Source organism: Nocardiopsis sp. SBT366 (genome assembly GCF_001083815.1).
GTDB classification, from domain to species: domain Bacteria; phylum Actinomycetota; class Actinomycetes; order Streptosporangiales; family Streptosporangiaceae; genus Nocardiopsis; species Nocardiopsis prasina.
Genome location: NZ_LAVM01000036.1, coordinates 1 through 19292, shown reverse-complemented (window position 1 = coordinate 19292; position 19292 = coordinate 1). Strand labels below are relative to the sequence as shown.

Below are 19292 nucleotides of genomic sequence, written 5' to 3'. Positions count from 1 at the left end.
CTGATGAAAGCAGGCTGACGTGAGCGACCTTATCGCCCTGATTCGGGCGCTGGTGACTCTGATACGACCGAAACCACGGGGAAGGCATCACCGGAACGGACCCCGCACGGTGCACCTTCCCTCGCCTGTGCGGGTGGAGCTGTGGCCCGCACCGGAACCCATCGTGATGGACAGTGGCGACCCTCGTGCCTACAACCTCTTGCGCGGCCCCTACGCGCACTTCGAGCACAAGCGCACTGCGCATCGGATCGAACGGGACAAGCGGGGCCTGCGTCTGCTCGAACAGATCTCGGCTCCGCCCTCGGCAGTCGATGACATGGCCGAGTTGCGTGACCTGGTGCGCACGGCCATCGCGGTCGGGGTGGTGCGCGCATGAGCACCGAATACGCCTCACCTCCGGCGGATCGTGCCGCGTTCTACGCCTGGTCTCGCGCACACGGTGTGCGGGTGCGGGTGGCCTTTGAGGACTGGCAGTCCATCACCTACGAAGCCGTGGGTACCGGCCCTGACGGCAAACCCGTGGTGCAGCGCCTGCGGTGTGAGCTGCCGCCCCAGGTAGCCCGGCGCCGGCTGCGGCTGTCCTACGTCGTGGGTCTGTGCCACGTGGTGGACGGTGCGGTGTGCAACCACGTCCGTGCGGTCACCCCTCCGGTGCTGACCTCGGGTGAGGTCGCCGCCCGGCATGACGTGGGCTTGGTGGCCGCTGCCCTGGTTGAGGGCGAACGCCGTGCCCTGTGCGGTGCCACCGTGGAGAACCTGAGCGTCTACGTCGTGGAACGGGCCGCTAACTGGCGACCGTTCTAGATACCCCCGCGTGCCCTGACGTCTCTTCGAGACCACGGCGGCCAGGGCACGCGGGCCTTCCTCTGCGGCGACGTGCACCCGCGACGCGGTGTGCTTTCCGCCTGACCTCTGAACAGGGTGCGGGGTTCACATGTGGCCCCACCTGCTGACAGGGGCCGACCACACGAGTAAGCTACTCGACCACACGAGTACTAGAGTCACCAGGTGGACAATATGTCGAGTCTGGAGTTCGCTCCGCCCAAGTACGTACAGATCGTGCGGGCGATTCAAGAGCGCATTGAGGACGGGACCTATCCCGTGGGGGAGATGCTCCCCTCCGAAGCACGCATGGTCCGTGAGTTCGGGGCCGGTCGCTCCACGGTGGTGCGGGCCTTGCAGATCCTGAGTATGCAGGGCTGGATCGGACGCGAACACGGGCGCGGCTCGTTCGTGCGGGGGGTCCCGCAACAGACCTCCGAGCGCTCCCACGCCGGGGCCAGCGCCTTCGACGCCTCCGAAAGCCCCGAGGGAAGCCGGGTGCTGTCCGCTGGCCGCGCTCCGGTTCCGGCCTCGCTGGCTCAGGCCCTGGGTGTTCCCGAGGGCTCTCCAGCGGTTATGCGTCGCCGTCTGGTCCTTGACGACAAGGCGACCCCGAGTGAACTGGTCACCCTCTGGTTCCCGCTGGACGTGGCTGAGGGGGCCGACCTTGCTTCGGATGCTCCGATCAGCATCGGTGCGCGTGAGCACGTGCAGATGGTCAAGCAGTTGCGACCGGCCAAGGTCGTGGAGCGGCTGTGTGCTCGGGTCGCCTCGGATCAGGAGCGGGAGGCCCTGGGGTTGGAGCAGTCGACTCCGGTGCTGGGCATCACCGCGCGGGTACTGGACGCCTCCGATCGCATTATTTCTGTCGCGGAGATCGTCCTCCCGGGTGACCTGCATGAACTGGAGGACTCCTACCCGGCTGTGTAGCTGAAACGGCCCTCTCGCAGTCTTATCCACTTGTCCGGACAAGTACTGCTGGCTATCCTGATATCCACTTGACCGAACAAGTGGTTGAGTGGACAGCAAGCGAGAGGCTGATCAGATGGCTATTCAGGGTGCGTTGCCGGTCGCGTTCGACGTGGTCTTCCCCGCTGGTGCGTTCGCGCTGGGGGTGGAAGCGATCACGGACTTCGAGACCAAGCGTCCGCAGATGGACAAGGACTCCGGGCTGCCGTTGTGGGCGGTGGACGTGATCGACGCTGACCCCGAAGCGCGGGGCAAGGCCAAGTCGGTGAAGGTCAAGGTCGCCGCGAACGTGTGCCCCACGCTGCCCGACGAGGTTCCCGGTCTGCCGTTCCGGCCGATCGAGTTCGAGGCGATGGCGGTCATGCCCTACGTGGACGACAACGGTCGCCGCCCCCGGATCGCCTACTCCCTGCGTGCTCGGGGCGTGAAGGCCCCCGGCAGTGCTGCTGCTGGTCGTCGCGCTCCGGCCAAGGAAGCGGCCTGACCGCCTCCTGACACATGAAGCGGGGCGGCCTGGTGCTCCAACACCTAGCCGCCCCTGATCCCCTCCCGCGACTGCGAAATCTCAGAAGAGGTGCCCCCAGTATGTCCCAGATTCCCGAAGACCTGTCCGCTCTGACCGGCCCTGAGCTGGTGCGGGTGTTCCTGGCCGAGTACGACAAGCCGCGCACTACCAAGGCGGAGCGGGCGGAGTTCTTCGACTTCAAGTCACGGATCTTCGCCGCCATCGCGAAGCGGGACGGCAACCCTGACGCGGCCCGGTTCGCTGCGTGCGCTCGTGCTGACTCCGACCTTCTGTGGGCCGAGATCGCCGCTGCTGAGGCTCTGAATGGGGGTGGTCGGTGATGATGCGCCAACCCAAGATCGGGGCTTCCCAGTCCTCACCCACGTTGCCGACCCCTGCTCAGGGGTGCGGTGGACGACTCCGATCGTGGAGACCCCCGGCATCGTCGTCCTGGGCTCCTGGATCTACCGTCTGGTGCGCCTGGTGGTGTCGTTGCCGTTCCGCTTCCCCGTCATGGTCACCTCGTCCACCTTCGTGGCCGCGTCCTGGTGGTTCTTCGGATGGGTCGGCCTCGCTGCCCTGGCCGGGGGCCTGGCTGTCGTCTCGTTGGTGTGGTGGCGTACCTGGCCGACCTCGTATCGGTACTGCGTCACGTGGCGGCTGCTGGCGTGGTGGCGGCACCTGGTCGTGTACCGCAGGCACTGGCAACCCGTGCTGGTGATCTCCGGGCTGGCCGAGTCCTACCAGGAACGCCGCTACCTGCCCCGCATCCGCTCCGTCCGGTGCAATGCCCGGGCTGACTACGTCCGCGTCTCCCTCGTGGCCGGTACCTCCCCGACCGACTTTGAGCACCGGGTGGTGGAGTTGGCGCACGGGTTCGCCGCCCCCTCCTGCCGGGTGACCGTGAACGGGCCTCGGGACATCACCTTGGAGTTCCCCCGACACGACACCCTCGCCGAACCCCTCGACGCCTTCCCGATGACCCACCACGTCGACCTGTCAGCGCTGCCGATCGGCAAACGCGAAGACGGCACCCCGTGGAAGCTCCGGCTGCACGGAACCCACGTCCTGATCGTCGGCGTGACCGGGGCCGGGAAAGGCTCCGTGCTCTGGTCGGCCATCCGGGCCATGCTCCCCGCCATCTCCGGCGGGTCGGCGCAGGTGTGGGGGATCGACCCCAAACGCATGGAACTCGCCTACGGGCGGGACCTGTTCGCGCGGTACGCGGACACCGGGGAATCCGCGGTGGAACTCCTCGAACACGCCGTGGCCCAGATGCAAGAACGCGCCGAACGCTACGCCGGAAAACAGCGCTCACACACCCCCACCACGGCTGACCCGTTCGTGGTCGTGGTCCTGGACGAAGTCGCCTTCCTGACCGCCTACCACCCCGACCGGGACGTGCGGAAGCGCTCGGAGAACGCCATCGCCACCCTGACATCACAAGGGCGCTCGGTCGGCTTCTGTGTGCTGGCAGCACTCCAGGACCCGCGCAAGGAAGTGATGAACCTTCGGAACCTGTTCCCGGACAAGATCGCCCTGCGGTTGGACGAGGCATCACAGGTGGACATGGTCCTCGGTGAAGGAGCACGGGAGCGGGGTGCTGAGGCACACCTGATCGCCCCCACCCTTCCCGGCGTGGCCTACGTCCGCCTGGAAGCCTCACCTTCCCCGGTGCGGGTACGGGCCGCGTTCGTATCCGATGACGACATCACCGCCATGGATGGTCCCTACGGGACCGCTTCCTCTATGACGGGAGAGGAAGCCTGATGCCGACCGTTCCTCTTCCGCTTGGTACGTGCCGAACTCCTGAGCGGCCCATATGGCCGTGAACATGGAGAAGATCACCGCGTTGAAGATCTGGGCGTGCCGCACCAAGCCATCGCCCTCGTGGGGCGCGAATATCGCTACTGGTACCCACACGAGTGCCATCACCAGGTTGAAAACTCCGACGATACGCATGCCTGTTTCTTCTCCTCGGCACAGTGGGGGTGGCTCTGATGCCGACTCCTACCGGTAAGACAACCCGGGCCGAGCGCCTCGCGCAACCCCTGGCCCGGGAAGTGGCCGAACAGGTCGCCGCCGACCACGGGGTGTGCATCCGACCGGTCTCTCTTCGGCGTACCGATATCGGCACCGGGCGGACTGAGGTGATCGACGTCCCGTGCGGGTCACGCTGGAATCGCGGTGCCCGGCCTGCGCGAAGAGGAAACGGTCCCTGCGCCGCTCCCAGTGTGAAGAGGGCTGGCACCTCGCGGTCGAACCCGTCGTGGAACCCGACCCACCCACAGAGCAACAACAAGCGTGGGTGGAGCAGCAGGCCATGGTCACCGCCGAACGCGACCGGCTCGCGGCGACCGGGGGCGCAGCTCCTGAACAGCTCGCCGCCCTGGACGCTGTGATCGCGGACCTGGACGAGGAGATCACCGCTTCCGGCCTACGGGGCTCGGTCACCCGCTCGAAGTCTGCTGAGTCGGGTCCGCGTCGGGTTCGCTCCACCAAAAGGCGTCAGGACGCCCCGGATCTGCCCAAGCGACCCATGACGAGGAAGACCGTTGGGCGGGCCTTCACTGACTCTGCCTCGGGGAAGGTGTTCCGACCTTCCCTGTTCCTGACCCTCACCCTGGACTCCTACGGGCGGGTGCGCTCGGACGGCACTCCGGTGGACTTCTCCACCTACGACTACCGGCGGGCCGCCCGGGACACCCTGCACTTCTCCAAGCTCATCGACCGGTTCGTGCAGAACCTGCGCCGGGTCGCCGGGTTCGACGTCCAGTACTTCGCGGCCGTGGAGCCGCAGCGCAGGTTGGCCCCGCATCTGCACATGGCCACACGCGGAACCCTGCCCCGGGCTGAGCTGCGCCAGATCGCCGCCGCGACTTACCACCAGGTGTGGTGGCCTTCCGCTGACACGGTTCGTTTCGAAGGGGAGACCCTGCCGGTGTGGGATGCGGACAACGCCACCTACCTCGACCCTGCCACGGGGGAAGTTCTCCCAACTTGGGATGAGGCGCTGGACGAGATCGACGCCCAACCCGATCCGGAGCCTTTCCACGTGGTGCGGTTCGGAAAGCAGGTGGACGCCAAGGGGGTCGTGGCCGGTACCGAGGACGCCGCCCGGTGCGTGCGCTACCTGGCGAAGTACCTGACCAAGGACATCGCGGACTGCCACGCGGCCGAAACGGTTCGGCAGGAACAGCACGTGGATCGACTCATGGAAGCACTCCGATTCGAGCCGTGCTCTCCCCGTTGCTCGAACTGGCTCCGGTACGGCATCCAACCCCAAGACCCCAAGGCCGGTCAGCGCCCCGGGTTCTGCCGCTCCAAAGCCCACCGACGCGAACACCTCGGATACGCCGGACGCCGCGTCCTGGTCTCCCGGAAGTGGTCCGGCAAGACCCTGGCCGATCACAAGGCGGACCGGCTGGCTTGGGTCCTGGACGCGCTCGGTGTCGATCCCGCCAACGAGGGCCAGGGCGACGAAAGTAACCCGCGTACCTCGGTGCTGACCTCGGTCAACTCCGGTGACTTCGCCTGGGAACTCGCGGGTCCCACCGATCCGGACGTGGCACCCCGAGAGCAACGCCTGCTGCGGGCCGTGGGTGAAGCACTCAAACGCCGTTCCCAGCTCGACGCCGCACGGCAGAACGATCTTTCGGCAACCACCGAGACGAGGGCCGCATGAGAACCGCTGGCACCACTCCAATCGTTCCCCGGCCCCGGACAGACGAGGTGCTGTGGTCGGTCAAGGACACGGCCACCTACCTCCGCGTGCCTCCCAAGACCCTCTACGAGTGGCGCTACAAGGGCGACGGCCCTCCCTCCCACCGCATCGGCCGGTACGTGCGCTACGTGCCCGCTGAGGTGCACGCCTGGGTCCGAACCCGGTAACCCCCGAAGGAGACTGACGATGGCCCGTGCCTGGGTCTACGACCGCACCAAGGACAAGGCGTACACCGAAGCCGTACGAAAGGCCAAGGCTGCCAAACGCACCCCTCCCGCCCGGTGGATGGTCCGCTACTACGACCCCTCCGGGAAGATCAAAAGCGCCGGCACTTACAAGAAGAAGCCGGACGCCGAGAAACGGCAGACCGAGATCGAGAACAGCCTGCGCGAAGGCTCCTACCGCGACCCCTCGGCCGCGAAGGTCACCCTCGGGCAGATGGCTGAGAAGTGGTTGACCACCCGCACCGACATCAAGCGGTCCACCTGGTGGCAGTACCGGGCCGTGCTCGACAACCACGTGCTTCCGCGCTGGGGAGAGCAACCGCTCTCGGCAATCCACGGGGAGGACATCGCCGTGTGGGTGGCCCGGTTGCAGAAGCCGCGGGACGAAGGCGGATCGAACCTCGGGGCCTCCCAGACAAGGCACGCGCACGTCGTGCTGTCGATGGTGCTCGGCTGGTGCGTGCCCCGGCGCATCCCCTACAACCCGGCCAAGGGCGTCCCGCTGCCCAAGCCCTCCGAGGCCGAACACGTCTACCTCGACCACGTCCAGGTGGAGGCTCTGGCCAACGCCGCTGGCGGGCTGCGCACCAAGTACGAGCAGATCGCCGCGACCGCTCCCGTCAACCGTGCGCTGATCCTGCTGCTGGCCTACACGGGGTTGCGGTTCAACGAGGCCGCCGCGCTGCGGGTGGGACGTGTGGACCTGGGGCGGCGCCGGGTTCGGGTGGTGGTGGCCTTCGCCGAGATTGAGGGGGAACTCATCGAACAGACCCCGAAGTCGGGCAAGCCCCGTACTGTGCCAGTCCCTCCCTCTCTGGTGCCCGAACTACGGCCGCTCCTGGAAGGGCGCGACCCCGATGAACTGGTGTTTACGACGCGTCGGGGCGCTCCGCTGCGCATCCGCAACTGGCGTTACCGGGAGTTCGGCAACGCGGTGAAGGCGGCCGGTCTGGCGGGCATGGGGCTCACTCCGCACAAACTCCGGCACACAGCCGCCTCGCTCGCCATCGCCTCCGGGGCGGACGTGAAGGTGGTGCAGTCGATGCTCGGGCACGCCACGGCCACGATGACCCTGGACCGGTACGGGCACCTGTTCCCGGACCGCCTGGACGAGGTCGCAGAAGCCATGGACGCCGCCCGCCTCGCCGCGCTGGCCGCGTGACCCCTCCTCGACGGGAACGGCCCCGGACGCACCGAAGGCCGGTGGCCTGCGGACCGTGTGCACTGAATGTGCACCGGCCCGGGACCACCGGCCTTCGCCGTGTTTCGTGGAAGCCTCCCACCTGGGCAAACTTCCCGATTCTGCGGAGGGTATGGGATTTGAACCCATGAAGCCCCGTCAAGGACTTGGTGCTTTTCAAGAGCACTGCACTCGGCCGCTATGCGAACCCTCCTTGGGAGAGGAGTCCTCTCCGCCAGACATGGTAGCCCACGGCGGGGACGGCTTCGCGGGAGTATTCGGGCTTGGATGGGGGTGGCGCTCTCGGGTTACTCGTGAGTAACCTTGGGGGCATGCAGAAAATGGACGCCGAGACGGCGGAGATGGTCAAGTCCGGGTTCCTGGCCTCGGTTCCCTTCGCGCGCACGCTGGGTGTGACCTTCAGCGACCTCGACCACGGGCGCGCCACCATGCGGCTGCCCGACAACGCCGACCACCACAACCACGTGGGCGGCCCGCACGCGGGCGCCATGTTCACGCTGGCCGAGTCCGCCTCGGGCGCCATCGTGATCGGCACCTTCGGCGACCAGCTGGAGCGTGCGGTCCCGCTGGCCGTCAGCGCCGAGATCCGCTACCTCAAGCTCGCCATGGGCGACGTGACCGCCGAGGCCACGCTGGGCCGCTCGCGGGACGAGGTCCTCGCCGAACTGGACGAGGGCAAGCGTCCCGAGTTCCCGGTGGAGATCGAGCTGCGCACGGACGACGGCACCGTCACGGGCCGGATGACCGTGGTGTGGACCCTGCGTCCGAACCGGAAGTAGCCACCCGTCGATTGTCGGTGCCGCTGGTTACGTTGACCGCAAGCAACGACCGGGAGGCGCAGTGAGAGTACGTGTGGACCGCGACGCGTTCGCGGAGGCGGTCGCGTGGACCGCCAGGGCCCTGCCGACCAGGCACGCGGTCCCCGTGCTCGCCGGGATGCGGCTGGAGGTCGCGCCGGACGGCGGCGCCCTGCACATGTCCGGCTTCGACTACGAGGTCTCCACCCGGGCCTCCGTGGAGGTCCTCTCGGAGGAGACGGGCGCCGCGTTGGTGCCCGGGAGACTGTTGGCCGAGATCGTCAACAACCTGCCCTCGGGCACGGTGCGCCTCGAGACCGACGGTGCCAGGCTGCTGGTCAGTGCCGGTGCGGCCAGGTTCACCCTGATCACCATGCCGCTGGAGGACTACCCGAGCCTGCCCGGGATGCCCGGGTGGATCGGCTCCGTGCCCGCCGACGCTTTCACCGCGGCGGTGCGCCAGGTGACCCCGGCGGCCAGCCGGGACGACACCCTGCCGATGCTCACCGGCGCCTACCTCGACTTCACCGGCGACCAGCTGAGTGTCGTGGCCACCGACCGCTACCGCATCGCGGTGCGTGAACTCTGGTGGCGGCCGGAGAACGCCGGGATCGACGCCGCCGCCCTGGTGCCCGCGCGCACCCTGGCCAACACGGTTCGGGGTCTGATCAACCGGAGCAACGTGGACGTCGCGCTGTCCACCGGGGCCGGTCCCGCCGAGGGCATGGTCGGGTTCGAGAACGGTGAGCGCCGGACCACCACCCGGCTGATCGACAGCGACTTCGTCAAGTACGCCTCCTGGTTCCCCACAGACTTTTCCGCACGGGCCGAGGTGCCCGTCGCGCCGCTGTTGGAAGCGGTCAAGCGGGTCGCGTTGGTGGCGGACCGAAACACGCCCCTGCGGCTCGCCTTCACGGAGGGTGAGGTGGTGTTGGAGGCGGGTTCGGGTGACGACGCCCAGGCCGTGGAGGCCCTGGAGGTCGGCTTCGAGGGGGACCCGATCCGGCTCGCCTTCCGGCCCGACTACCTGACGGACGGGCTCAACGGGGTGGAGACCGACACCGCCCACCTGCACCTCACCGAGCCGACCAAACCCGCGGTGTTCACGGATGTTCCGGCCAAGGAGGGCGACAGCCCCGCCTTCCGCTACCTGGTACAACCGCTTCGGGTTAGTTGACCAGGGGTTTTGGTGTTCTTGGGAAAGTTCTCCACAGGACTGTCCACAGGTTATCCACAGGCTGCTTCCCCAGCCTGTGGATAACCCCGGGTGATCGGCCCTCATCGGGGCCCGAACGGCCTCTCGAATCGACTCGTATTTCCTATGTGACATGGGAAAACGGTGAGCCTGTGGATTCTCTGCACACCCTGTGGATAACTCGGGGTGAGGAGCTATTCGCCCTCGGCCAGAGAGGATGACCGTCCGCTGGTCACCGGGGTGTCCAGACCCAGCTCCGCCTGGCGTCCGCGCCGGTAGCCGGCGCGGTATCCGGCGGCGCTGTGGGTGCGCTCGGGGCGGTGTTTACGCAACTGTGGGAATTGCTTGTGGAACTCTTCGTTCACCCGGTTCACGTCGTCCCGCAGAACCAACTCCGCACCACGGACCGAACCGTTCTCGCCGTCACCCTCAGTGACGCCTGGTTCTCCGTCGTGCTCGGCCATTTCCTGGAGTCGCGCCCGGAACTCGCGAATGCGTTCGGCCACCGCCCGGCCGTAGGCGCGTACGAACGACCGGTAGTAGCGCTTGCGCTCGGTCTCCAGTTCGGAGCGGGTGTAGTTGCGCAGTTCCCGGATGTCGGCCACGTGCGAGGAACTCATGAACCTGGCCGAGGCCTCCATCTGCATGGAGATCGACGGCATCAGCATCCGCAGCGCGTCCAGGGCGCTGACCGTCCCCACCAGGATGATGGTCCGTTCGGTGTTCTCGGAGTTGTTCCCGCGCACCGCAGACTGGCACCCGTAGGCGGCGGCGATGTCGGCGAGGGCTCTGACCCGGGCCTTGCCGTGACCCCCCACCCCCGGGACGGTGTAGTCCATGCGGCTGATCGCGTCCGGTTCCTCGCCCCTCTCGGCGCGGGCCTCGGCCTCGGCGATCGCGTGGCGGGTCATCAGCTCGGCGGCCTTGGCGGTGAACGCCTGGCTCTCGGCATCAGTGACCGCGGGGTCCTCCGCCATGCGAAGGAGCCCGCGGACCCGCTCGACCATCTTCTGACGAGCAGCTTCAGTCATCGGCGCCGGTTGTCTCCCGTAGGTGAGGTGTGGTCCATCCGCTCCTTGGCGGAAAACTCGAGCCTAGGCCCTTCTGTTCCCCTCCACCATCACGGCGGCGCCGAACCACCCCGGTGGGCGCCTACTTCTTGTCGCCCGCGACCATGGCCACGACGCCGATGATGAGCCACAGGGCCAGCCCCACACCGAGTCCCGCCCAGAGACCGCCGAACAGGCCGCCGATGATGGCGAAGTCGGTGATCACGGACACGATGTAGCTCACCACGGCGGTGGCGCCACCGCCGAGGATCGCCGGTGCGCTCGCGTAGCGGAACGGGTAGGCGGCGGCCCAGCGGCGGCCGCGGCGGTCGCCCTTCTTGCTCAGCACGCCGCCGACCCCGCCGATCAGGGCGAAGAAGAAGATTCCAGTGGTCACGGCGGCCGGGATGCCGGCCAGTCCGAAGTTGGCGAGGAAGGAGAGGGCACCGGCCACGGTGCCGCCGACAACGGACGCCCCCCACGGCCAGATCATCGTCGCCGAGGCGACGGGAGTGAATGCGTTACCGCGCTCCAGCGTCATGTTCACAGCTCCAGTCGAATCGCGTGGCGCCCACTCTTCGCAGGGCCGTCCCCTCCAGCATGCGGGGTCGGGGCGGTCAAGCACATCAGGGCCCGTCCCTGACTTACCCCCGAGACGGTGTTCTGGCACCTGGCACGCGGGGGAAGCCGAGACGAATCATCCCAGAACCGTGTGGTCGCCGCCTCTGCCGAGTCCAACGATCGACGGGGCCCGGAAGTGCCCGCCTCACGGGGATCGTGCTCCTCACGGCCTCGACCTGGGGTGTCAGTGTTCGCACGGGTGCGCGGCGGACTCTGGGAGTCCTCGGAGCGTCGCGTCCTCGAACGACTCGAACGACTCGAAGGACACGCCCCCGCTAGTCGGGCACTCCTCAGGACCCGGGTCGGGCTTCGGAGGGAGGATGGGTCCATGTCGACCGTCCATGAGAACTACCGTGCCGCGGCCCGGCCCCTCGGTGAGCTCCTGCGCACCGTGCGCGGCGACCGCTGGCCCGACCCCTCACCCTGCGAGGGGTGGTCCGCCGCCGACGTCGTACGCCACCTGATCGGAACCCAGAGGTCGTTCCTCGAGGGCGTTGGGGTCGCGCTCCCGGACGTCCCCGACGTGGACGACGATCCGGCCGAGGCCTGGACCGTCCACGAGAGGGTGATGCTCGACCTGCTCTCTGATCCCGAGGTCACGGAGAGGTCCTACGAAGGCATGTTCGGCACGACCACCGTCGCCCGGACCCTCGACACCTACTACGTGTTCGACATGATCGCCCACCGTTGGGACGTCGCCCGGGCCGTCGGCGGCGACACCGAGCTCACCGAGGCGGAGGTCGACCGTCTGGAGGCGGCTCTGGAGACCTTCGGCGAGCACGCGTACATGGAGGGGGTGTTCGTGCGGGGCCCCGAGGCGCCGCCCGGGGCCTCTCGGCAGGAGCGCGTCCTCGCGAGGATGGGCCGGGGCGTGTAGCCGGTTCAGTGGAGGGGCCCCGGGGCAGGCCGGACTCCCCGGTCCCGTTCGGGGCGTCGGCACGAACGTGGTCTCCTGCGTGGGGTGTCGGGCAACACCGCCGTCCCCGGGCTCGTCCGGCGGTCGATCGGTGCGACGACTGGGAGTGGCGTGCGTGGGCGTGGGCACCTCTGGCACCCTCCCGCACCCTTCTCCGCCCGGCGGGGAGGGACTTCCGCCCCGGGCGGAGACGGAACGGGCGGTGCTGGCCGCGCCACTCCGTCACGCGTCGGAGCCTCCGAAGCGGTGACCGCCCGCAGGACGGCCGGGGAAGCCCAGGACACCCCCGGCCCTGCGCCTACGCCGTCGCCGAGCGCAGATCGGCGCTCAGGTGCGGCCAGGCGGAACGGAAGGCGGGCAGCAGCGGGAGGCTTTCGGCGGCGTCCACCTGGACCCACCGGATCTCCTTGCTCTCCGAGTTTCCCGGCCGGAACGGGGTGAGGGTCGGTACCCGCAGCAGGAACGTGTCGTAGCGCCACACGGACAGGTCCTGCTCGTGGCGACCCAGGACCGTGTACTCCCCGAGGTCACCGGAGACCTCCTCACAGAACTCGCGCACGGCCGCCTCGAGCGGGGTCTCGTCCCGGTTGCGGGCCCCGCCGGGGATCCCCCAGGTGCCGCCCATGTGCGTCCAGCCCGCCCGGTGCTGGAGCAGGACGTGGCCGGATCCGGTCACGTCGGTGGCGTACAACAGCAGTCCGGCGGCGCCGAACCGCCCCCACCTGCGGGATCCGTCGGCCAGCTCCACCCAGCCGTTCCCGTCGACCTCCTGCATCAAGCCCTCCAACCAGAGCTGTCGCTCGTTTCCCACGATCAGGGTTCTGCGGCCCACGGCGCTGTGGACAACCGGAGTCCACCGAGACCATTCCCGCTGCTCTCTTGAACCTACGGCGCGCACGACCTCTTCCGCAGCCTCCCGGAGCCTCTACCCGTGTACGCCCGCGGCCCAGCCATGAGCCGCGGAGTTTCCCAGCCGTGCGTCCACACCGCCGGATGCTCACCACACGTGCCTCATCCGCGGACTGGTCGCCCTTACCGACGCCAATCCCACCCTTTCCCTGGCAGGGCTCGGTCTCACCCTCCTCGTCACCCCGATCACCTCCCTCGTCACGTTCCAGCTGCCCGGACAGGACCGCCGATGACGGACGTCGGACCGGGCGCGGAGGTCGTCCGTCGCAGGCGGAACGGGTCCGCGAACCGGGGTCGACGCCTCGAGATCTCCTCCTGGGCGGGCCTGAACGTGACCGAAAGAGGACAGTGCGAACGTCCCGGCGCGGGGAAGGATTTCGGTGCCCGGTACCGTGACGGCCGAGGGTTCGAGGGGCCAAGGAAGGGCCGGAAATGTTCGCGGGAGCGCCTGTGGGGGTAGGAGAGGTAACCGTGCCCCTTGGTGTGGGGCCGTTCCCCGCCGCCGTTCGTATTTCCGAAAGCCGCCTCCACTTCCCAGCCCGCCTTCAAGGGGTGTCGAGAATCCGGTGATTCGTGTTCGCGCGGTGACGGGAAGCGGTGGGGCGACGCTGGGGAGTTCGCGGCGGCACGAGAAGTGAACAACGGGTAGCGGCGTTGTGACCTTGGGTTTTCCGCTCGGGATTGAAAGCCGGTTGAAAGCGGAGCGGAAGAGGATCTCTCTAGTGTGGTGCACGTTCGTCGGATCGGTAGCTGCGTGAGGACGGCTCGCAGCTTCCAGTGCGTCCGGCGTCCGTCGGACACATGCCATCCGTGGCGTAGCTGAGGCGGCAGCGCCACGGATGGCGGCTCCGTCGGAAGGGGGTTCCCCTTGATGCTTCGTAGACGACGTAGGGCGACTCTCAGGCTCTACGCGAGTGCCGTACGTAAAGGAGTCCGAGTGCCCGAGATGCTGACAGTCAACGAGCAGTTCGACGCGATCGTCGACGGTGTCGAGATCACGGCGAGAATTGACCCCTTCCAGGAGCCCGCTCCGAAGGAGAGCCTTCCCGCCGAGCGGGAGGACAAGCCCGAGGAGAAGAAGGAAGAGAAGTAGCCAGATTCCTTTCGGGGGCGCCGCACCGAGTGCTGCAGAAGAGGGGGGTACTCGGCGTGGACGGCCCCGACTCCAGGCGCCGCTGCTCCGGGTCCCAGGTAAGAGATTGACTCGGTGTGAGCGGCTCCGACGCACACCGAATTCCACAAGTCGAGCTTGCTAGGGTTGCTCCTTGTGGAATTCGGCGTGCTTGGCCCCATTGCCGCGTGGTCCGAAGGACGGCCCCTGCCTGTCGGTGGACCACGCCAGCGGTGTGTTCTGGGCGCGCTGCTCGTGTACGCGGGGCGTGAGGTCACCTTTGACCAGCTGATCAGCTACCTCTGGAGCGACGATCCTCCGCGGACCGCCCGCTCGGTCATCCAGGTCCAGATCTCCCACCTGCGCCGCGAGTTCCCCGGGATGATCAGCACCACCTCCGGTGGTTACCTGGCCGACGTCGACCCGGGCCGCGTCGACCTGCACCGGTTCCGGCGCCTGCGTGACAGCGCCGACCCCGCCGACCCGGAGACCGCTCTCGAACGCCTCTCCGAGGCGCTGGAGTGCTGGCGCGGGGTCCCCTTCTCCGGGGTCGGGGCCGAACACCTCTACTACTCGGTGGTCTCCCCGCTCCTGGAGGAGCGCTGGGCGGCGGTGGCCGAGTGGGCCTCCTGCGCTCTCTCACAGGGCCGTGCCAGCGAGGTGGTCTCCTACCTCACCCCGATCGTGCGGGAGGAGACGCTCCGGGAACGGCTGCACCACCTCTTCGTCTCCGCCCTCTGGCACAGCGGCGAACGGGCTGCGGCGTTGTCGGCCTATGAGGAGATCCGCTCCCGCCTGGCTGAGGAACTGGGCGTGGACCCGGACCCGGACCTCACGGCGCTGCACACCCAGATCCTGCGTGCGGACACACCCGAGCACACACCTGTGAAGGGACTGCCCTCACCCTTCCCCGCGGTGAAGGACCACTTCGTGGTCCGCAACGATCTTCCTCGTGACATCCAGGATTTCGCTGGACGTCGTGAGAGCCTGAACCACCTGGTCGGAGTGGGCACCTCGCAGGGCGAACGGGCCAGAGTCTGTGTGATCTCGGGCAGTGGGGGGTCCGGGAAGACCACGCTCGCTGTTCGTGCCGGACACGAACTGGTGTCTCACTTCCCGGACGGACAGCTGTTCATCGACCTCTACGGGTACACGGCCGAGAAGAGGCCCCTGGACGAGGGCGCTGCGCTGGGCGCCCTCCTGCGTGCGGTCGGCGTGCCCTTCGAGGATCTGCCCGACTCAGTGGATGAGCGGTCCGCGCTCTGGCGAGCGACCCTGCGGGGCAGGCGCCTGCTCGTGATCCTGGACAACGCGGTCAGTTACGCGCAGGTCAACCCCATCCTGCCCTCGGCGGAGGGCACGCTCACACTCATCACCACCCGGAACGACCTGGCCGGTCTCAGCGGTACGGACTACGTCTCCCTCAGCATGCTGGGCGAGGAGTCGGCACTGGAACTGCTCGGAAAGGTCCTGGGGGAGGACAGGGTCCTTCGGGAGCGGGAGAGGGCCCTGAGGGTGGTTCGGATCTGCGGAGGGTTGCCCCTGGCGTTGCGGGTCGTCGCCGGGCGGATGCTCAGCAGGCCGAAGTGGTCCTTCGGGCACGTCGAGCGTCGGCTGAGCGAGCAGAGCCGCCGTTTCCGCGAGCTCCAGATGGACGGCCAGGACGTCGAGGCGGCGATCGACCTCTCGTACCAGAGCCTCAACCCGGACCAGCGGCGGGCCTTCCTCCTGCTCGGGGTGCTGATCGGCACAACCGTCGACCTGCACGGGGCGGCGGCCCTGATGGACATGGAGCCCGAGGACGCGGACGACCTCCTCCAAGGGCTGGTCGGCGTCTGTCTGCTGGAGGAACCGGACGGTGACGTGTACCGGTTACACGACCTCATCGGCGACTTCTCGCGTTACCGGGGGTCGTCCGACCTGAGCTCTGGGGAGGCCGACGAGGCAAGGGCGCGGCTTGCCAACCAGTACATGTCCGTCTCACAACGGGCGGCCGACCTGTTGGGACCACGCGCGCACGGCAGTCCGGACGAGGCTGGAGGCTCGCGGTACCACGCCGAGCTGCTTGACCGGGCCGAGGCCGAGGCCTGGTTCGATCTCCACCAGGACAATGTCGCCGACGTCATCGACTTCTACAGCGACGGGCAGAGCGTCGAGGAGGCCTGGAGGATGGCCGACGCGGTGTGGAGGTTCTACGCACAGCGCGGAAGAATGGGCCTCCTGCTCACCTCCCAGGAGAAGGCTCTCCGAGCCAGCGAGCGTCGTGGCAGCAAACGGGGCCGCGCGGTCACCCTCATCGGCATGGGAATCGCGCACTGCCTCTCCGGGCGGTTCGAGAGTTCGCTCTCCTTCCTTCAGGAGGCCCGCGAACTCCTGGAGGAACTCGGTGACGAACGAGGCATCATCCGGGCCCTGGCCAACCTGGGCATGGTCTACGAACGCATGGGACGGTTCCGGGAGAGCGCCGAGTGCCTGGAAGGCGTACTCGCTTACGCGGTGTCCCAGGGGGACAAACAGTTGGAGGTGATGCAGCGGGCCAACCTCAGCGTGCTGCACCTGAACCTCGGGAGGTACCGGGAGGCCCTGGCACAGAGCGAGGGTGTCCTGGCCCTGGGCGCGGACGAGAGTCTGGACAACAGCCGGACCCAGGCCGCGCTGGTCGCCGGTGAGGCCAGGACGGCCCTCGGTGACCTGGAGGGCGCCTACGAGGCGTTGTGGGTCGCGGTCAGTATGGCCCAGGGCAAGAGCATGAAGGAGATGTACGCCCACAACTCCCTGGGGGCCGCCTACCGTGCGGGCGGGAGGTTCGACGAGGCCGTCGCGGAACACCGCAGGGCCCTGGAGTTGGCTGACCGGAGCGGCAACCGCAGCGCCGACGCGGAGATCCTGACGGACCTCGGGATGACCTACTCCGCCGCCGAGCAGCCCGCCAGAGCCGCGCGAACCCTGGAGAAGGCGCTGGCCAACGCGAGTGAGCGCGGCGAGCGCTACACCGAGGCCAGGGCCGCACTGGCGCTCGGGAGGCTGCCCGCGCCGGTGGTCGACGCCGAGCGCGCGCGGTCGCTGCTCACCGACGCCCTCCACGCCTTCGAGGAGATGGGGCTGCCCGAGGTCGACCAGGCGCGGGAAGCGCTCAAGGACCTCTGAGCCCCACTTCCGTGGTCGCCGTTCAGTCCCGCGAACCTTCGCCGCCGTGGCCGATCGGGCACGTCGGTCTCGTGGACTTCGACGCCTTCGACGGCTTCGTCGGCTTCCAGCCGCCGTTCTTCCTCATCGACCTCAGGTACAGGGTCGAGGGCAGACTCCGGACGGCCTTCGGGAGGCGCGGGTACACCCTGCGGGTCAGGCGGATCAGGCGCTCGAAGCGGCGCTGGCGCGCCTCGGACCAGGGGATTCCGAACTGCTCGCGCAGCTCCGGCTCCAACAGGCCACCGCTCAGGAACCGCTGTGTCTCGCACATGGGCCACAGAAGCCGGTTGTTCGGGCGGAACAAGCCCTCGGACAGGCCCACGGCGTCCGGGCCGACCTCCAGGCGGGCGTAGGCGTTCTCCCAGTACTCCGAGAATTCCTCGATGCTTTGGGGCCACCATTCCTGGGGCAGGCCGAGTGCGGTGGCGTACACCGAGGTCTCACGCAGGAACTGGGCGTGTTCCTCCTCGGTCAGTTCGGTGACGGTCATCTCGTACACGCGCACCGCGCTGTGGTAGAGCGTCGCGCCGATCCACATGAGCAGTTCGGGGTCGAGGGCGTCGTAACCCGGCCCGCGAACCCTGCGGTGCACGGCGCGCACGATCGCCTGGACGCGTTCGCGCTCCTCCGGCGTGCCCAGAGCGGTTCCGTAGACGTAGTAGAGAGTGCCGCGCAGCCGGTCGAGAGGGCGCGCGGCGAAGTCGCTGTGCTCGGCCACTCCTCGGGCGACGCTCGGGTGGGCGACCTGAAGCAGAATCGCGTAACCGGCTCCGGCGAGGATGCTGGCCTCTGTGTTGAGCCGCCTGAGAACAGGCGGGGCGTGGGATAGGTCCATGCCTGGATCGTAGGGCAGCGCCCAGCTTCGTCGCAGGTGACGCGCCCACCCTGGTATATGGCGCTTCCTCCGCGTTCGTCTCGACCGGCCCTCCGTACCGCCCTTCCGGAGCCCGGGGGCACCCGGTCGGGCCCTAACCGGAACCGAGCCGACCCACGGCACGGGACACGTCTCGAGCCAGTCCGACACGTTCCAGGGCGTCGGTGCTGTCGACGTACTGGTCGACGGCGCCCACCGGCGGCAGACCGACGAGCGCGGGGTCCCTGACTTCTTCGAGCAGGGCCCTGGTGAAGCGTGCGGCGTCAAGGACGGGGTACGGCCGCGAGTGGAACGGGCGGGGCTCGGGGGACAGCTCCTCCGCCAACCCGGTCCGGTTCTGCCAGGCCGCGACCATCCGGCACGCCTCGGCCAGGTCGTGCTGAGGGTCGGGCGCGGAGAGCACCCCGCGCAGTACGGGGCCCACCTCGGCCGCCTCGGGCAGCGCGGAGAAGGCCGACCCCAACCACTTGGAGTAGGGCGGGTAGCGGCGCGCGAGCAGCAGGCACAGGCGCATGAGGTCGCGAACCAGACGTGCGGCGACCACCCGTGCTCCGAGTTCGTCACCGGTCTCCGCACATCGTCCCACGAAAGGCTCCTCCTGGGCGATTCGCAGCCACTGACAGGCCAGTACGTATCGCCAGACGTCGGTGGGGTACCAGCGCAGGGTCCGGCGCGCGGCGGTGAGCTCCCCGACGCCGTCGTGGAACACGGCACCGGCGACAGCCCCCGCCAACCGTTGGGTCGGGGTCGCCAGCCAGTCGGCGGTGGTCACCTCGGCGTTCGGGTCGAAGCCCAGCCACCCGGTGAACCAGGCGCCGGGTTCGACCACGTTCACCAGGTGCCGCCCGCCGGGGCCGTCGGCGAGTCGGTGCACCCCGGGGTCGTCGGGTGCCGGTTCGTACCGCGTGGGCCAACCGCGCACCCGTCGGGGCAGGCCCTGCTCCAGGAGCGCCCGGACACGCTCGTGGTCGTCAGGGACGAACAGTTGCAGGCGCGGCCCCCAGTCGTGGTCGGTGGAGCGGGCGGTGTCCAGGCCCAGCACCTCGGAACCCGCGCCCACCAGGGCCGCGGCGTGGGGGATCCCGTGCAGGAGGGGGGCCACCCCCTCCTCGTAGAGGGCGCGCGACAACTCCAGCCCGGGCAGGAACGGACGGTCCGCCTCAGGGGGAGGGGATGCCTCAGGGGG

The 19292-nt window shown here is 68.5% G+C and carries 17 protein-coding genes, 1 tRNA gene and 2 pseudogenes; 14 read left to right on the top strand and 6 right to left on the bottom strand.

What is annotated here, in order from left to right; genetic code table 11:
• Window positions 1-166 precede the first annotated feature (166 nt).
• From ADX84_RS12995 to ADX84_RS12955, 9 genes and pseudogenes are all read left to right on the top strand, one after another.
• Window positions 167-376, top strand: coding sequence for a hypothetical protein (locus ADX84_RS12995; RefSeq protein ID WP_049572968.1), 210 nt, complete (start codon window positions 167-169; stop codon window positions 374-376).
• A complete protein-coding gene (locus tag ADX84_RS12990) occupies window positions 373-804 on the top strand; it encodes a hypothetical protein (protein WP_049572885.1) in 432 nt (143 codons plus the stop codon). The genes ADX84_RS12995 and ADX84_RS12990 overlap by 4 nt, the downstream gene beginning before the upstream one ends.
• Window positions 805-1008: 204 nt before the next feature.
• Complete coding sequence (locus tag ADX84_RS12985) at window positions 1009-1752, top strand: GntR family transcriptional regulator (RefSeq protein WP_049572881.1); 744 nt, start codon at window positions 1009-1011, stop codon at window positions 1750-1752.
• A gap of 115 nt (window positions 1753-1867) precedes the next feature.
• The gene (locus ADX84_RS12980; RefSeq protein ID WP_049572878.1) at window positions 1868-2275 is read left to right on the top strand and encodes a hypothetical protein; all 408 of its coding nucleotides are present in this window, start codon (window positions 1868-1870) and stop codon (window positions 2273-2275) included.
• A gap of 101 nt (window positions 2276-2376) precedes the next feature.
• On the top strand, window positions 2377-2637 hold the full coding sequence (locus ADX84_RS12975) for a hypothetical protein (RefSeq protein WP_049572875.1): 261 nt from the start codon (window positions 2377-2379) through the stop codon (window positions 2635-2637).
• Window positions 2637-4066 (top strand): annotated as a pseudogene (locus ADX84_RS12970) (FtsK/SpoIIIE domain-containing protein). Before ADX84_RS12975 ends, ADX84_RS12970 begins: the two are co-directional and overlap by 1 nt.
• 230 nt (window positions 4067-4296) lie before the next feature.
• Window positions 4297-5981, top strand: a pseudogene (locus ADX84_RS12965) (replication initiator).
• Window positions 5978-6187, top strand: a complete 210-nt coding sequence (locus ADX84_RS12960) for an AlpA family transcriptional regulator (RefSeq protein ID WP_049572871.1) — start codon at window positions 5978-5980, stop codon at window positions 6185-6187. Before ADX84_RS12965 ends, ADX84_RS12960 begins: the two are co-directional and overlap by 4 nt.
• 19 nt (window positions 6188-6206) lie before the next feature.
• Window positions 6207-7406 carry a site-specific integrase gene (locus ADX84_RS12955; RefSeq protein WP_049572868.1) on the top strand — a complete coding sequence of 400 codons (1200 nt, stop codon included), beginning with the start codon at window positions 6207-6209 and terminating at the stop codon, window positions 7404-7406.
• 143 nt (window positions 7407-7549) lie between these two features.
• On the opposite strand, the gene ADX84_RS12950 is transcribed toward ADX84_RS12955, so the two are convergent.
• Window positions 7550-7638, bottom strand: a tRNA-Ser gene (locus ADX84_RS12950).
• A gap of 127 nt (window positions 7639-7765) precedes the next feature.
• Here ADX84_RS12950 and ADX84_RS12945 point away from each other — a divergent pair.
• Window positions 7766-8224, top strand: coding sequence for a DUF4442 domain-containing protein (locus ADX84_RS12945; RefSeq protein WP_049572865.1), 459 nt, complete (start codon window positions 7766-7768; stop codon window positions 8222-8224).
• 73 nt (window positions 8225-8297) lie between these two features.
• Complete coding sequence (gene dnaN, locus ADX84_RS12940) at window positions 8298-9419, top strand: DNA polymerase III subunit beta (RefSeq protein WP_199776584.1); 1122 nt, start codon at window positions 8298-8300, stop codon at window positions 9417-9419.
• Window positions 9420-9631: 212 nt separating this feature from the next.
• Here dnaN and ADX84_RS12935 read toward each other — a convergent pair whose 3' ends face one another.
• Both ADX84_RS12935 and ADX84_RS12930 read right to left on the bottom strand, forming a co-directional pair.
• On the bottom strand, window positions 9632-10444 hold the full coding sequence (locus ADX84_RS12935) for a DUF2786 domain-containing protein (RefSeq protein ID WP_049572860.1): 813 nt from the start codon (window positions 10442-10444) through the stop codon (window positions 9632-9634).
• A 145-nt stretch (window positions 10445-10589) separates the two neighbouring features.
• Complete coding sequence (locus ADX84_RS12930) at window positions 10590-11027, bottom strand: hypothetical protein (RefSeq protein WP_017546658.1); 438 nt, start codon at window positions 11025-11027, stop codon at window positions 10590-10592.
• Between the two features lie 408 nt (window positions 11028-11435).
• Between ADX84_RS12930 and ADX84_RS12925 the strand changes: the two genes are divergently transcribed.
• Window positions 11436-11984, top strand: a complete 549-nt coding sequence (locus ADX84_RS12925) for a TIGR03086 family metal-binding protein (RefSeq protein ID WP_049572857.1) — start codon at window positions 11436-11438, stop codon at window positions 11982-11984.
• Window positions 11985-12321: 337 nt separating this feature from the next.
• Here the strand turns inward: ADX84_RS12925 and ADX84_RS12920 are convergent, their stop codons facing one another.
• A complete protein-coding gene (locus tag ADX84_RS12920) occupies window positions 12322-12798 on the bottom strand; it encodes an NUDIX hydrolase (RefSeq protein WP_049572966.1) in 477 nt (158 codons plus the stop codon).
• A 1071-nt stretch (window positions 12799-13869) separates the two neighbouring features.
• Between ADX84_RS12920 and ADX84_RS26330 the strand changes: the two genes are divergently transcribed.
• The gene (locus tag ADX84_RS26330; RefSeq protein ID WP_199776575.1) at window positions 13870-14025 is read left to right on the top strand and encodes a hypothetical protein; all 156 of its coding nucleotides are present in this window, start codon (window positions 13870-13872) and stop codon (window positions 14023-14025) included.
• A 186-nt stretch (window positions 14026-14211) separates the two neighbouring features.
• Window positions 14212-17190 (top strand): BTAD domain-containing putative transcriptional regulator, encoded by a 2979-nt coding sequence (locus ADX84_RS12915; RefSeq protein ID WP_304413746.1) that lies wholly within the window; start codon window positions 14212-14214, stop codon window positions 17188-17190.
• Between the two features lie 22 nt (window positions 17191-17212).
• Here the strand turns inward: ADX84_RS12915 and ADX84_RS12910 are convergent, their stop codons facing one another.
• Both ADX84_RS12910 and ADX84_RS12905 read right to left on the bottom strand, forming a co-directional pair.
• A complete protein-coding gene (locus tag ADX84_RS12910; protein WP_049572848.1) occupies window positions 17213-18067 on the bottom strand; it encodes an oxygenase MpaB family protein in 855 nt (284 codons plus the stop codon).
• Window positions 18068-18200: 133 nt separating this feature from the next.
• Window positions 18201-19250, bottom strand: coding sequence for a DUF4037 domain-containing protein (locus ADX84_RS12905; protein ID WP_082206455.1), 1050 nt, complete (start codon window positions 19248-19250; stop codon window positions 18201-18203).
• Window positions 19251-19292 lie beyond the last annotated feature (42 nt).

Bases quoted from the DNA above. Each gene is read 5' to 3' on its own strand.
- ADX84_RS12955 (WP_049572868.1), top strand. From the start codon at position 6,207: ATGGCCCGTGCCTGGGTCTACGACCGCACCAAGGACAAGGCGTACACC.
- ADX84_RS12945 (WP_049572865.1), top strand. From the start codon at position 7,766: ATGGACGCCGAGACGGCGGAGATGGTCAAGTCCGGGTTCCTGGCCTCG.
- ADX84_RS12960 (WP_049572871.1), top strand. From the start codon at position 5,978: ATGAGAACCGCTGGCACCACTCCAATCGTTCCCCGGCCCCGGACAGAC.
- ADX84_RS12935 (WP_049572860.1), bottom strand. From the start codon at position 10,444: ATGGTCGAGCGGGTCCGCGGGCTCCTTCGCATGGCGGAGGACCCCGCG.
- ADX84_RS12910 (WP_049572848.1), bottom strand. From the start codon at position 18,067: ATGGACCTATCCCACGCCCCGCCTGTTCTCAGGCGGCTCAACACAGAG.
- ADX84_RS12925 (WP_049572857.1), top strand. From the start codon at position 11,436: ATGTCGACCGTCCATGAGAACTACCGTGCCGCGGCCCGGCCCCTCGGT.
- ADX84_RS12995 (WP_049572968.1), top strand. From the start codon at position 167: ATGGACAGTGGCGACCCTCGTGCCTACAACCTCTTGCGCGGCCCCTAC.
- ADX84_RS12920 (WP_049572966.1), bottom strand. From the start codon at position 12,798: ATGCAGGAGGTCGACGGGAACGGCTGGGTGGAGCTGGCCGACGGATCC.
- ADX84_RS12980 (WP_049572878.1), top strand. From the start codon at position 1,868: ATGGCTATTCAGGGTGCGTTGCCGGTCGCGTTCGACGTGGTCTTCCCC.
- ADX84_RS12975 (WP_049572875.1), top strand. From the start codon at position 2,377: ATGTCCCAGATTCCCGAAGACCTGTCCGCTCTGACCGGCCCTGAGCTG.
- ADX84_RS12930 (WP_017546658.1), bottom strand. From the start codon at position 11,027: ATGACGCTGGAGCGCGGTAACGCATTCACTCCCGTCGCCTCGGCGACG.
- ADX84_RS12990 (WP_049572885.1), top strand. From the start codon at position 373: ATGAGCACCGAATACGCCTCACCTCCGGCGGATCGTGCCGCGTTCTAC.